The organism is Dyella subtropica (assembly GCF_026283965.1).
Lineage (GTDB): Bacteria > Pseudomonadota > Gammaproteobacteria > Xanthomonadales > Rhodanobacteraceae > Dyella_D > Dyella_D subtropica.
This window is the reverse complement of record NZ_JAPDPD010000008.1, coordinates 106,700-120,114: the sequence shown is the minus strand read 5'-3', so window position 1 is coordinate 120,114 and position 13,415 is coordinate 106,700. Positions and strand designations below refer to the sequence as shown.

Annotated in this window: 12 protein-coding genes; 2 read left to right on the top strand and 10 right to left on the bottom strand. The window is 64.5% G+C overall.

Annotated elements, in window-relative coordinates; genetic code table 11:
• Positions 1–29: 29 nt before the first annotated feature.
• Positions 30–683 carry an NrsF family protein gene (locus OUZ45_RS08785; RefSeq protein WP_266169564.1) on the bottom strand — a complete coding sequence of 218 codons (654 nt, stop codon included), beginning with the start codon at positions 681–683 and terminating at the stop codon, positions 30–32.
• A gap of 5 nt (positions 684–688) precedes the next feature.
• Complete coding sequence (locus OUZ45_RS08780) at positions 689–1,213, bottom strand: RNA polymerase sigma factor (protein WP_266169698.1); 525 nt, start codon at positions 1,211–1,213, stop codon at positions 689–691.
• A gap of 325 nt (positions 1,214–1,538) precedes the next feature.
• On the opposite strand from OUZ45_RS08780, the gene OUZ45_RS08775 reads away from it, so the two are divergent.
• Together OUZ45_RS08775 and msrB are read left to right on the top strand one after the other, a co-directional pair.
• Positions 1,539–3,260: a cytochrome c biogenesis protein DipZ gene (locus tag OUZ45_RS08775; protein WP_266169562.1), complete on the top strand. Its 1,722-nt coding sequence runs from the start codon at positions 1,539–1,541 to the stop codon at positions 3,258–3,260.
• Between the two features lie 319 nt (positions 3,261–3,579).
• Positions 3,580–4,206 (top strand): peptide-methionine (R)-S-oxide reductase MsrB, encoded by a 627-nt coding sequence (gene msrB, locus OUZ45_RS08770; protein ID WP_266169561.1) that lies wholly within the window; start codon positions 3,580–3,582, stop codon positions 4,204–4,206.
• 85 nt (positions 4,207–4,291) lie between these two features.
• On the opposite strand, the gene nadD is transcribed toward msrB, so the two are convergent.
• The 8 genes from nadD to OUZ45_RS08730 form a co-directional block, all read right to left on the bottom strand.
• Positions 4,292–4,942 carry a nicotinate-nucleotide adenylyltransferase gene (gene nadD, locus OUZ45_RS08765; protein ID WP_266169560.1) on the bottom strand — a complete coding sequence of 217 codons (651 nt, stop codon included), beginning with the start codon at positions 4,940–4,942 and terminating at the stop codon, positions 4,292–4,294.
• Positions 4,939–5,955, bottom strand: a complete 1,017-nt coding sequence (holA, locus tag OUZ45_RS08760) for a DNA polymerase III subunit delta (protein ID WP_266169559.1) — start codon at positions 5,953–5,955, stop codon at positions 4,939–4,941. Before holA ends, nadD begins: the two co-directional genes overlap by 4 nt.
• A 13-nt stretch (positions 5,956–5,968) precedes the next feature.
• Positions 5,969–6,514: an LPS-assembly lipoprotein LptE gene (locus tag OUZ45_RS08755; RefSeq protein WP_266169558.1), complete on the bottom strand. Its 546-nt coding sequence runs from the start codon at positions 6,512–6,514 to the stop codon at positions 5,969–5,971.
• 10 nt (positions 6,515–6,524) lie between these two features.
• Positions 6,525–9,167 (bottom strand): leucine--tRNA ligase, encoded by a 2,643-nt coding sequence (gene leuS, locus OUZ45_RS08750; RefSeq protein WP_266169557.1) that lies wholly within the window; start codon positions 9,165–9,167, stop codon positions 6,525–6,527.
• Positions 9,168–9,835: 668 nt separating this feature from the next.
• Positions 9,836–10,480: a PqiC family protein gene (locus OUZ45_RS08745; RefSeq protein WP_266169556.1), complete on the bottom strand. Its 645-nt coding sequence runs from the start codon at positions 10,478–10,480 to the stop codon at positions 9,836–9,838.
• Positions 10,477–12,138 (bottom strand): PqiB family protein, encoded by a 1,662-nt coding sequence (locus OUZ45_RS08740; protein ID WP_266169555.1) that lies wholly within the window; start codon positions 12,136–12,138, stop codon positions 10,477–10,479. The genes OUZ45_RS08745 and OUZ45_RS08740 overlap by 4 nt, the downstream gene beginning before the upstream one ends.
• Complete coding sequence (locus OUZ45_RS08735) at positions 12,131–12,754, bottom strand: paraquat-inducible protein A (RefSeq protein ID WP_266169553.1); 624 nt, start codon at positions 12,752–12,754, stop codon at positions 12,131–12,133. Before OUZ45_RS08735 ends, OUZ45_RS08740 begins: the two co-directional genes overlap by 8 nt.
• Entirely contained in the window at positions 12,751–13,392 is a 642-nt protein-coding gene (locus OUZ45_RS08730; RefSeq protein ID WP_266169551.1) for a paraquat-inducible protein A, read from the bottom strand. The genes OUZ45_RS08735 and OUZ45_RS08730 overlap by 4 nt, the downstream gene beginning before the upstream one ends.
• Positions 13,393–13,415 lie beyond the last annotated feature (23 nt).

Here is a 13,415-nt window from a genome sequence, read left to right as displayed (position 1 = left end):
TGCGACGACCTGCACGCGGACATTCGCTCTTAGCGCGGCTGCAACAACCGGCCACCCATGGCGGCGTTCGCGCCGATCACCAGCGCGACGGCGAGGCTGTGCATCAGCAGATCGGTGCCGGCCGCGTCGAACGCGTGGCAGATCTCCAGCAGGCTGGCTGACGCCGCCGCGCTGGCGAGACCGATCATCACCGCCGTCAGTACGGGACGCAGTGGGCATGCCCGGCGCAGCAACCACACCAGCAGCGCGGACAACGGCACGGAGAAGCTGACGATAAACAACAGGCAATCGCTGGCCTCGTGCATGCTGGCCACATGCGTGGCAGGTGCGATCCACTCCCGCAGGCAACCGAAACCGCTAGCGCCCAGCCACAGTAAAGCCGGCGGCAGCGGCAACCAGGCCCACCGCGCACGCCGGCCTGGCACACCCAGGGAAAAAGCAGCCCATGCCGCAGTGATCGCGGTCAAGCACGCACCGACGGCGGCCCAGGCCAAATCCGGTGTGCCAGCCCAGCGATGCAGCATGTCGGCCACCCCGTAATGCCATAGCAACACGACGGCGATAGCCGACACCACCAACAGCCAGCCAAGCGAGCGCAGCCACGGCGGCGGCAGTCGCCGCACCGGCACCAGCTCGGCACCGAGTGCGTCGATCAAGACCTCGTGGCGTCGTACATCAGACATGGTGCCTAGGGTTCTCCATGGATACGGTTGCGCAATGCCTTCAGCGCGCGATGCAGATTGACCTTCAGGGCGCCGACGTTGCGGCCGGTGTGCTGTGCGGCCTCGGCCAGCGAACGCTCCTTCAACGCCAGCTGCTCCACCGCTTCGCGCTGTCCTGGTGGGAGCGTGGCGATGGCGTCGCGCAAACGCTGCGCCTCCTGCGCGCGCTCGGTCTCGTGAGTGGCGTCATCCCGGTCCGGATGAATTTCCAGCGCGTATTCGTCGTGCACTTCGCGCCGGCCGCGGCGGCCGTGGCTGCGCAGCGCGTCGATCGCGCGACGTGAGGCAATGGCGGTGAGCCATGCATCGTAGGAACGCGATGGATCGTAGGTATGCCGCACGCGGTGTACGGTGATCAGGGTTTCCTGCACCACATCGTCGACGGCATCCGTCGCCACACCCTGCCGGCGCGCCACCGCACGGATCAACGGCAGCGAATCGGCCAGCACGCGCTCGTAGGCCCGGCGATCGCCCGCCTGGGCGGCCGCCATCCACGCCGCACGGCGCAGATCGGCTTCTTCATGCGTGCTGGTCGGTTCGGCAGGCAAGACGGCTCGAAAACCAAGATGGCGGTAAAGACCGTCATCTAGAACCATGGCAGTGCCCGCGGTCAAGCTGTGCGACATGGACGCCTCGCGGCAAGGGCATACCGAAGGTTTCGCTACCGGTTCGGCCAAGGTTACCTTCGGGCGCGGTTACCTTGGCGCGGCATCGGGACTAGATGCCTAGCTGCACCCTTACAAGATTCGGCGCACAGGTAACTCTCGACGCACCCGCACCGAATAGCCAGTCACACCACCCTTGGACCACTGCCTCATGATCGTGCTGATCCTCGCCTACCTCGGCGGCGTGCTGACCATCCTCAGCCCTTGCATCCTCCCGGTGCTGCCCTTCGTGTTCGCCCGCGCCGACCGCCCCTTCATGCGCAACGGTCTACCGATGCTGCTTGGTATGGCGCTGACCTTCGCACTGGTCGCCACACTGGCTGCCGTCGGCGGCGGCTGGGCGATTCGAGCGAACCAATATGGCCGGCTAGTCGCGCTGGTGGTGTTGGCCGTACTCGGACTCACGCTGCTGTCCAACCATGTCGCCGAATGGGTCAGCCGCCCGTTCGTGGCGCTGGGCAACAAGCTCACGCAGCGTTCCGATGCGGATGGCGATTCGGTGTTCTCGGCCGCCGGCCTCGGCATTGCCACCGGCCTGCTATGGGCGCCGTGCGCGGGCCCCATTCTCGGATTGCTGCTGACCGGCGCAGCGCTCAACGGCGCCAGCGTGCAGACCACGTTGTTGCTGCTGACCTATGCAGCCGGCGCCGCCACGTCGTTGGCGTTGGCGCTGGTGGTGGGCGGCAGGGTTTTCTCGGCGATGAAGCGCTCGCTGGGCGCGGGCGAGTGGGTGCGCCGGGTGCTGGGTGCGCTGGTGCTGTGCGGTGTCGCGGCCATCGCGCTGGGGTTGGATACCGGCCTGCTGACGCGCGTATCGCTAGCCAGCACTGGCGGGATCGAACAGAAGTTGATCAATGCCGTGAAGACCGCCCCTGCCCCGCAACCCGCGCACAAGGCCGGTGATGTGCTGCCCGTCGAAGGCGCGCTGCCTTCGTTGACCGGCGCCACCGCGTGGCTCAATACCCCGCCGCTTACTATGCAGTCACTGCACGGCAAAGTGGTGCTGGTGGATTTCTGGACTTACTCCTGCATCAACTGCATCCGCGCCCTGCCCTATGTCCGCGCCTGGGCCGACAAGTACAAGGACCACGGCCTGATCGTGCTGGGCGTGCATGCGCCGGAGTTCGCCTTCGAAAAGGATCTGGGCAATGTGACCAAGGCCGTCAAGGATCTTGGCGTCACCTATCCTGTGGCGCTCGACAACGACTACGCGATCTGGAAAGGCTTCCACAACGAATACTGGCCCGCGCACTACTTCATCGACCCCAAGGGGCAGATTCGCCACCACCATTTCGGCGAAGGCGAGTACGCGCAGAGCGAAGATGTGATCCGCCAATTGCTTAGCGAGGCCGGCCAGACTGATTTGCCAGGCGGCTATGTGAATCCGGATGCGAAGGGCGCGGAAGCCGCAGGCTCCGGCGATGACAACCGCTCGTCGGAAACCTATGTGGGCTACGCCCGCGCGCAGAACTTCGCCGGTGGACAGATTGCCCACGACGACAGCTGGCATTACCACGCACCCGCCACGCTACTGCCGAACCAGTGGACGCTAGATGGCGAGTGGAACGTGCATGACGAGAACGCGCAAGCGACCCGTGCCGGCAGCCGCATCGTCTACCGCTTCCGCGGCCGCGACTTGCACCTTGTGCTGGGCCCGGACAGCGACGGCAAACCCGTGCGCTTCCGCGTGCGCATCGATGGCAAAGCGCCCGGTAACGATCACGGCATGGACATCGACACTGACGGCAATGGCACCGTTACCTCGCAGCGCCTCTATCAGTTAGTACGGCAGGCGAATGGCACCGGCGAGCGTCTGTTCGACATCGAATTCCTCGATCCGGGCGTGCACGCCTACGCCTTCACCTTCGGCTGAGCCCCAGGGATGCTCTGATCCATTCAGTACAGGCGTCATGATGTCCAGAAGGCTCGCAGGGTGTGGTGCGTGGCGCAGCCAAGGCTGGCTGCCTTGGCAAGACGCGCGCCGCAGCCTGCGGGCCTTCTGGACATCACCCCTTCCTTTGAATTCAGCATGTGGGGCCGGCTCTGTCTGCCCGCATCTCCGCAGCGCGTCGCCTCGACAGGCAGCCAGCCTGCCTTCGTCAACGCACTGCGGAGATGCGGGCAGACAAAACCGGTGACGCCTGTACTGAATGGACCAGAGCATCCCTAGACATCGATATGGAGGGTTCACCATGACCACCCGAACCATCAAGACCAACCAGCACGAGCAACGCCGCGACTTCCTGCGCATCGCCGTTCTTGGCGGAGCCGCCGTGGCCTTGGGCGGCCTGCTGTGGCCGCGACACAGACCGGCGGGTGCGACAGCCGGAGCTGCGGGGGCGGCCGCGTCAGCACCTCAGGATCTGCTGCTCGAATGCTTCGCCGATGCCGATGGCCGACATCTCGGCCCCTGCCATGTACGCAAGTTGGTGTTGACCGACACGCAATGGCGCCAGCGTCTTTCCGCGGAGGCCTTCGAAGTGATGCGCCGCGAAGGCACCGAGCGCGCCTTCAGCGGCCAATACGGAAACCTGCATGCCAAGGGGCTGTTTCGCTGCGTCGGCTGCGATACCGCCTTGTTCGATGCATCCACCAAGTTCGAATCAGGCACCGGCTGGCCCAGCTTCTGGCAACCCATCGCCAAGGCCAACGTCATCGAAACCGCCGACCGCAGCTTCGGCATGGAGCGCATCGCGGTCAGCTGCGCGGGCTGCGACAGCCACCTCGGCCACGTGTTCGACGATGGCCCGAGGCCGACGGGATTGCGCTATTGCATGAACTCGGTGGCGTTGCGTTTCATGCCGCGCTCAGGGACTTGAGAACCAAGGCTCGGTAGGAACCCATCCTGTGGGCGACCGGATTGGCAACGCCTTTGCAAGATTGCATCGCGCACAGGGTGCGCCCCTACAGTGCGATGCTTCCGTGCGTGCGATACGGCGCGAGCAAGGCCGGATCATCAAACAAACCGCACGGCAGCAGGTAGCGCGGATCGCGCCCGGACGCCAGCAATTCGCGAATGCGTGTGGCCGAGATTTCCAGAGGTGTCACGGCCAGTTCGATCACCTTGCCGGCCGGCAATGTTTGCAACAAGGCGACGTCATCCACGCGACGCGTTGCAACTTCGGTCTGCAAGCCACTCGGCAACACAGCCCCGACACCTGGGCGGCTCAACACCCCCAGATGCGCCACGTCGAACAATTCGCGCCAACGATGCCAGCTCGGCAAACCCGCGAACGCATCCGCGCCCAACAGCAGTATCAGCGGCCGATCGCCCTGCTCTGCGCGCAACTCGCTTAGCGTGTCGTAGGTATAGGAAGGTCCGTTGCGTCGCAGCTCACGGGTGTCCATGCTCAGCCGCGATTGGCGCTGCAGGGCAGCGTGCAGCATGGCGATGCGCTGTTCCGCGGAGGCCAACGGCGCCGGGCGATGCGGCGGCACATTGGCTGGCATCAGACGTACTTCGGCGTCGAGCAGTTCGGCGGCTTCCCAGGCCACACTGAGGTGTCCCAGGTGCACCGGATCAAAGGTGCCGCCAAACAATGCAAGCGGCTTCATGCGAGTGCGCTGGCAGCCCGGGGTTCGGCAATGGCGGCGATCAGGCGTTCGGCCTCCAGCCAGGGCTCGCCGGCTTCGCGGCCTTTGGCCATGCGGTCGATGCGCGCAGCGCGGGCCAGGCATTGCAGCCAGTGTTCGCGCGGTGCACGGCGCAGCGCCTTGCGGAACAATTGCTCGCGCGCAGGCCAAAGGCGCTCGGCGCGGGCTTGCGCAGCGAAGTCGCGCGCATTCGCCAGTCGCAAGGCGAGCTGCAGTTGATTGACCAACCAGCCCATCAGCGCGATCAGTTCGTCACCTTCGTCGCGCAGGCCAGCGAGTATGTGCAGCGCGCGACCACCATCGCCGGCAAACGCGGCATCGGTGAGCTTGAAGGCGTCGTAGCGCGCGCTGTCGGCGACCAGGTTTTCCATCTCGGCTGCATCGATGCGCGATGCACCGCCACTGTGCAACACCACCAGCTTGTCGATTTCCTGCGCGGCGGCGAGCAGGTTGCCTTCCACGCGCTCGGCCAGCAACGCCGCCGCATCTGGCGTGGCGCTGAGCCCACGCGAGGCCAGCCGCGCACCGACCCAGGCCGCCCACTCGTGCGGCTTGGGCGCGTTGAACACCACCAGTGCACCGGCAGCGTCGAGGTTCTTGGTCCAGGCACCCTCGTGCTTGTTGCTCCAGTCGGTGGCGGTGATCAACAGGGTGACGTCGGGCGGCGGGTTAGCGCAGAACTCGTTGATGGCCTTGGCGCCTTCGGTGCCGGGCCGGCCGGTGGGCAAGCGCAGGTCCAACAGGCGGCGCGTGGCGAACAGCGACATGCCGGCTGCGGCGCGGGCCAAGTCGTCCCAATCGAAATGATTGCCGACGTCGAGCACTTCGCGTTCGTTGTAGCCGAGTCGGCGTGCCTGTGCGCGCAACGCATCGGCGGCCTCCAGCACCAGCAGCTCCTCGCCGGCCAGCAGATAGACCGGGCGCAGGCTGTCGCCAGCCAGCGCCTTCTGCCATTGAGCGGGGTTGAGCGGCATGACTAGGAACTCTCTACTTCGCCGGGCTGGCGTTCGCCGGCTCCACGGTGCCACCGTGCTTCTGCAGCGCCTGCAGACGGAACAGGATCGCCTGCACCATGTCGTCATTGAGGCTGCGCTGGATCTCTTGGACCTGCGCGGTGGTACCGATGGTGTTGGTGGCGTCGTAGCTGAAGTCGCGCGACATATTGATGGTCTGCTGCGGCAGCAGCGGCTGGCCGGCGCCATCATTGACCAGGAACTGCACCTGATAGTGCACCGCGTATTCGGTGACGCGGGCGGTGCCGCTGACGGTAAGCGTATCGGTGCTGAAATTGGCCACGGGAATGCTCAGCTCCGCAATGCCTGCCCCCGGATTGTCTTCAACGGTGACACCGGAACCTTCCAACGCGCGAATCAGATCGCGCTGCAGGCCGCCGCCACCATTGACGCTCAGATGCATCCGCTGCATCGACGGCGGCAGGGCCGCGCTCTGGCGGAGATGGAAACCACACGCTGTCAGCGCGAGGGCGGACGCCAGCATCAGCGAAGCTTTGAACATGCGGCTTACGGAACTCATAGAGATGCTCTCATCCTGCGACGATGTTGACGATCTTGCCCGGCACCACGATCACTTTGCGTACGGTCTGACCTTCCAGGAAAGCCACCACGTTCGGCTGCGCCAGGGCCAGCGCTTCGGCTTCTTCTTTCGTGGCGCTGGCGGCGACCTCGATGGTACCGCGCAATTTACCGTTGACCTGAACTGCAAGAGTCAGTGAATCGCGCACCAGCGCGGCGCTGTCCACCTGCGGCCACGGCTGGTCTTCCAGCACCGCCTCGGCATGGCCCAGCACCACCCACAAGGCATGGCTGACGTGCGGCACCACCGGGTTGAGCAGCAGCACCATCGCTTCCAGCGCCTCGTGACGTACGGCACGACCCTGATCGCTGCTGTCGTTGAATTTGCCCAGACCGTTGAGTAATTCCATCAGCGCCGCAATGGCGGTGTTGAAGGAGTGGCGGCGACCGACATCGTCGCTGACCTTCTGGATGGTTTCGTGCAGCTGGCGGCGCATGGCCTTCTGGCCGGCGTCCAGCGCGGCAGGGTCGACCACCGGATGATCGGGGCCGGCCGCATGTGTGGTCACTTCACGCCAGAAGCGGCGCAGGAAGCGCGCCATGCCTTCCACGCCTGCCTCGCTCCATTCCAGCGACTGCTCCGGCGGCGCGGCGAACATGGAGAACAACCGCACGGTATCCGCGCCGAACTTGTCCACCATCGCCTGCGGATCGATGCCGTTGTTCTTGGACTTGGACATCTTCTCAGTGCCGCCGATCCGCACCGGTTTGCCGTCGCTCTTCGATACGGCACCGATCACGCGTGCCTTTTCATCGCGATGGATCTCGACGTCGGCCGGGTTGATCCAGTCCTTCGAGCCGTCCGGGTTATCGCGGTAGAACGTCTCGGCGATCACCATGCCCTGGCACAGCAGGTTGGTGGCTGGCTCGTCGGCCTTCACCAGCCCCGCATCGCGCATGAGCTTGTGATAGAAGCGGAAGTACAGCAGATGCAGGATGGCGTGCTCGATGCCACCGATGTACTGATCCACTGGCAGCCAGTAGTTGGCGCGCTCGTCGACCTGATCCTGCGCACCCGGGCTGGTGTAGCGCGCGTAGTACCAGCTCGACTCCATGAAGGTGTCGAAGGTGTCGGTTTCGCGCTCGGCCGCGCCGCCGCACTGCGGGCAGGCGGTCTTGCGCCACTCCGGGTCGGCCTTGATCGGCGACTGCACGCCGGAGAACGCGACGTCCTCAGGCAGCACCACCGGCAACTGGTCTTCCGGCACCGGCACGGCATCGCACTTCGGACAGTAGATCACCGGAATCGGGCAGCCCCAGTAGCGCTGGCGACTGACGCCCCAGTCGCGCAGGCGCCAGTTGACGCGGCGCAGTCCCTTGTCCTCGGCTTTCAGTTTGGCGGCGAGGAAGTCGAAGGCCTCTCGGTAATTCTTGCCGTCCAGCTCGCCGGAATGGACCACGCGCATGTCGGCGCGAGTCTTGTCGGAGTACCAGTCCTGCCACTTGTCCGCATCGTACGTTTCGTCACCCACGGCGATCACCTGCGTGATCGGCAACTTGTACTTGTGCGCGAACTCGAAATCGCGCTCGTCATGACCCGGCACGGCCATCACTGCGCCGGTGCCGTAGCCCATCAGCACGAAGTTGGCGACCCACACGGGCACCTTCTCGCCGCTGATCGGGTGGATAGCGAACAAGCCGGTGGCCATGCCGCGCTTTTCCTGGGTTTCCAGCTCGGCTTCGGAAATACCGCCGTGCTTCAACTCATCCAGGAAAGCGGCAAGCTCAGCGTTGCCCTGCGCAGCTTTCAGCGCCAGCGGGTGTTCGCCCGCGATGGAGACGAAGGTGACGCCCATCAGCGTGTCGGGACGCGTGGTGAACACGGTCAGCTGTTCGGTTTCGCCTTCCACCGCGAAATGGATTTCCAGACCTTCGCTGCGACCGATCCAGTTGCGCTGCATGGTCTTCACCGCATCCGGCCAGCCGGGCAGCGTGTCCAGGCCGTCAAGCAGCTCTTGCGCGTAGTCGGTGATCTTGAGGAACCACTGCGGGATCTCGCGCTTTTCCACCAGCGCGCCGGAGCGCCAGCCGCGGCCGTCGATCACCTGCTCATTGGCCAGCACGGTGTGGTCCACCGGATCCCAATTCACCACCGCGTTCTTGCGGTAGGCCATGCCCTTTTTCATCAGCCGGGTGAACATCAGCTGTTCCCAGCGGTAGTACTCCGGCCGGCAGGTGGCGAATTCGCGGGTCCAATCGTAGGCAAAACCCATGCGCTGCAGCTGGCTGCGCATGTGCTCGATGTTCTTGTAGGTCCACTTGGCCGGTGCGGTGTTGTTCTTGATCGCCGCGTTCTCGGCCGGCAGGCCGAACGCATCCCAGCCCATCGGCTGCAGCACGTTCTTGCCGTTCATCCGCTGATAGCGGCTGATCACGTCGCCAATGGTGTAGTTGCGCACATGGCCCATGTGCAGCGCGCCCGAGGGGTACGGCAGCATGGAAAGGCAATAGAACTTGGGCTTGGAGGTGTCCTCTTTCACCTCATAGGCGCGCTGGTCGCGCCAGTACTGCTGCGCGGCGGTTTCCACCGCCTGCGGCTGATAGGCCTGTTCGTTGGCCTGGTCGTTCGTGCCCTGTTCTTGAATATCCTGCATGTGTCCGGCGCCATAGCTTGTTCTGGCAGCCAAAACCGGCGTCCACCGGTGGCTGCGGGTGAACGCGGCAGACTAGCAGATGAGAGCCTGCTCATGGTCTCCAAGTGGCCCGCGCCTGTCTCTTGCGCACATCTCACGGCGGCATGGAGCAGCTCTTCCGACCCGGCAGGACATGATTACCTTCCGATGAGCGAGGGTTTGCTTTTGATCTTGGGGGCCCCTGTGCAGCGGTGAGGGCTGGACGATCAGGCCCCGAAGGGGGCATCGACAGGACGTCGATGCCTTTTCGACACGACAGGGACGTCGTGTCGAAAAGCCCGGCCAGCCCTCACGGACTCGGAGGCGAAGCCGGAGAGCGCGGAAGAGGGGTGGCCTTCTCTTTGGTTACTTTCTCTTGGCCAAACAAGAGAAAGTGACCCGGCCTCCGACAGGAGGACGGAAGCCCGCGGCAGGCGAGCCAGGTCGCGATAGCGCGAACATCAAACGGCAACGCCACTGGACCCCGGCCTGCGCCGGGGTGACGACGGTGAGAGGTTATCGCAAGCACCCGCCCCTCCCCCCAACCCTCTCCCCGGCAGGGAGAGGGAGTTCAAACATGCTCGCGCACACGTTGAGATGTGCTCAAGAGACAGGGCCTACGTGGAGACCATGAGCAGGCTCCGAGCCCCCTAGCCGGGCGGGCAGGCCCCGTTTTGCCCCGCCCCCCATGAGCTCGCCGCCGCGGCAATCTGCGTCGCCAGCTGATCGATGGCGCGCTGGTGGCCTTGCACCAGCGCCTCATAGCCCTCGCCTACCGATTCCTGCACACGGCTGGTGCACGACAACGACGCATCGCCCTTGAGCGAGCGCAGGCTCCACGCCGCGTCGATCAGCGCATAGCCGCCCGGCACCGAGTCGAAGCGACGCAGATCGACTTTGATCCGTAGCACTGGCTTGCTACCCGAAGGCAGCCCGCTCACATCCTGCGTATGCAGCTGACGGGCGAGATCGGCCGACAGCGCACTGCGAACCTCATCGCCCAGCGGTGCGACCCAGCGTTGGCCATCGAGCACAGCCACACCCTGCCCGCCCTGGCGCACCACCAGCTGCGGTTGATCCACCTGCGCCGGCACGCCGACGGGCAACAGCTCGAACTGGAACGCCGCCGGAGCTGTACCGATAGCCGCCTGCGTCGCGGTAGGCACGTAGTTATCGACCGGTGGCACCAGTGTGTAATAACGGGTCGGCGCCGAACCGCCGCAGGCGGCCAGTGTCGATGCGGCGACCATGGCCAGGACGGGCCATCCCTTATCAATGATGCCCTTGCGGATCATGGCTTGCTCCCTTGTTGCGTGGCGGCCGGCGGTGCGGGTGCCGGGTCGGCCTTGCGGCCGCGCAGCAGCGCGTCCGGATGACTGCCCAGGTAATCGGTCAACACGCGTAGCGAACGTGCCGAGCGCTGCAGCTCCTGCAGCGTGCCGCCCAGGTTCTGCTGCAGCGGTGAATCCGGCGACAGCGCGTTGTTGGCCGTACCCATCGTCTGCTGTGCGCTCTGCAAGGTGGTCTTGAACTCCGGCAGCACGTCGCCGTTGACCTGCTTGAGCGTGCGATGCAATTCGCCCAGTGTCTGGTCGAGATTGCGGCCGATGCTGTCGAATGGAATCTTCTGGATCTTATCCACGATGTCCGCCATCTGCTCCTGCAACTTATCGAAGCTGCCAGGCACGGTCGGAATTTCCAGCGGCTTGACGCTCGGGTCATAGGCTGCCTTGGGCGCCTTGGGCACGAAATCCAGGGAGATGTAGAGCTGCCCGGTCAGCAAGTTGCCGCTACGCGCCTGAGCCCGCAAACCCTGCCCGATCAGCGTGCCCATCATCTGCGAGAGCTGAGCGTCGTCACCCCGCGCCTTGGCCAACGCCACCAGCTTTTCGTGCGCGCGGCCGAGTCGCTGCGGATACACCACCGCACCGACAGTCACCGGGAATTTCTGCGTCTTCTCGTCGAAATCCAGATTCACCGACACCACGCGGCCGAATGGAATACCGAGGAATTCCACCGGCGCATCCACCTTCAGTCCGCGCAGCGACTGGTCGAAGCGCATGCGGATGTATTTCGGCTCGCCATCCGGCGGGGCCATCGCGGTGGCCTGATCATGGAATAGATTGAATGCCGCGCTCTCGTCCGCCGGCGCCGTTTCATGCGGCCCCATCGGCTCCTGAAAGGCCACGCCGCCGGCCAGGACGCTCGCCAGCGATTGCGTATTGACCTTGACGCCATCCGCGCCCACCGAGACATCCACCCCGCTGGCATTCCAGAAACGGCTGGTCTTGGTGACGAATTGATCATTCGGAGCATCGACCCAGATCTGCAACGACACGGCCTTGCCGTTCGGGTCCAACTGATAAGTCACCACACGGCCGACCTGGATGCGCCGGTAATACACCGGCGAACCGATATCGAGCGAACCGAGGTCGTCGGTATGCAACACAAAGGTCTTGCCCGGTGCGCCATGTGTCACGGCAGGCGGCGCTTCCAGCCCCGTGAACTCGTCCTCCGGCTGCTTCGACTCGCCCACGTCGGCGCCGATAAAGGCGCCGGACAGCAGCGTATCGATACCCGACACACCACCGAGACCGATGCGCGGACGCACCACCCAGAAGCGCGTATCCTCCGTGGCGAAACCTTCAGCGCTCTTTTCCAGCGACACTTTGGCGGTGACGTGACTGCGGTCCTTGCTCAGGCGCACCGAAGTCACCCGGCCGATCACCACGTTCTTGTACTTCACCGGCGTCTTGCCTGGGTCCAACCCCTCGGCGCTCTGGAAGCTGATGGTGATGGTCGGCCCCGCCTGCATCCAGGCGTTGATCACCAGCGACAGGCCCACCAGCGCGGCCAGTACCGGGATCAGCCAGACAAACGAGGCGTTGATGCGCGGGCGGTGCACCACCGGCTCGGGCAGGTCGGCATTACCGGGCTTTGTGTCGTCAGTCATCGGATTCCTTGCCATCCCAGATCAGCCTGGGGTCAAAACTCATCGAAGCAAACATGGTGAGCACCACCGTCAGGCCGAAGAACACCACGCCAGGCAACGGCTCCACCAGACTCAGCAAACCAAACTGCACCAACGCCGTCAGCAGCGCCACCACGAATACGTCCAGCATCGACCAGTAGCCGATCAGCTCCACCAGCCGATACAGCTTGGCACGCTGCCGGCGTGCCCAACCACTGCTGCGATGCGAACTCCACAACAACGTCACCAGCGCCAGGAACTTGAGCATCGGCACCACGATGCTGGCGGTGAACACGATGACCGCCAGATCCGGCGAGCCCTTGACCCACAGCTCCACCACGCCGCTGAGGATGGTGTTGTCATCCACATCGCCCACGCTCACCGTGCGCATGATCGGCAGCAAGTTGGCGGGGATATAGAAAATGAAAGCGGCGATCAACAGTGCCCAAGTACGGCTGTAAGTTGCCTTCTTACGACGATGCAGCGAGGAGTGGCAACGCGGGCAGCGCGCATGCTCCATACCGGTATCGCGACAGACCAGGCTGCATACATGGCAACCGATCACACCCAACTCGTCGGCACGCGGCAACGCACTCACGGCGCGCCCTCCGGCGTCAGGTCCCACAGCCGGCGTAGATCGATGCCAGCGAAGATCGTGATCAACAGGGTCAATGCAGCGTAGGCGAAAATGCCAGGATTGAGGATCACATCGAAATACACGTGTGCCTTGACGATGGCCACCATCGCGCCCAGCACGAACACCTCGCTCATGGTCCACGGCCCCAGCCGATACAAGGTCACCATGGCCAGGCGAAACCCCGGTGCGCGTTGCCCGCGGCGAGCAAACAGCAGCACCCAGCCCAGCAGCAGCATCTTGCACAGCGGAAAGAAGAACAGCGTGCCCGCCGCCAGCACCGAGACCACCTGCGAGTGCTCGTGCCACATCATCATGATGGCGCCCCACAGCGTGGTGCTGATCAACTGCCCGTTGAAACCCAGCGTGACGATCGGCCAGACATTGGCTTGCACGAATACCACCAGTGCCGTCAGTACCAGCGCCAGCATCGCGCCGGGGCCCAAACGTTGATACCGCTCCAGGACGGCATCGCAACGCAGGCAGCGCGCTACCTCGCCGCACGCCAATTCGCGCCGGCGATACACGGTGTCGCAGTGTTCGCAGATCAGCAGTGGCGGCGTTGCAACCATGCGGTTCGAGCCAGGGTCCGGGCTTGTCATCCAGCGGATTCTCGCAAATCTGC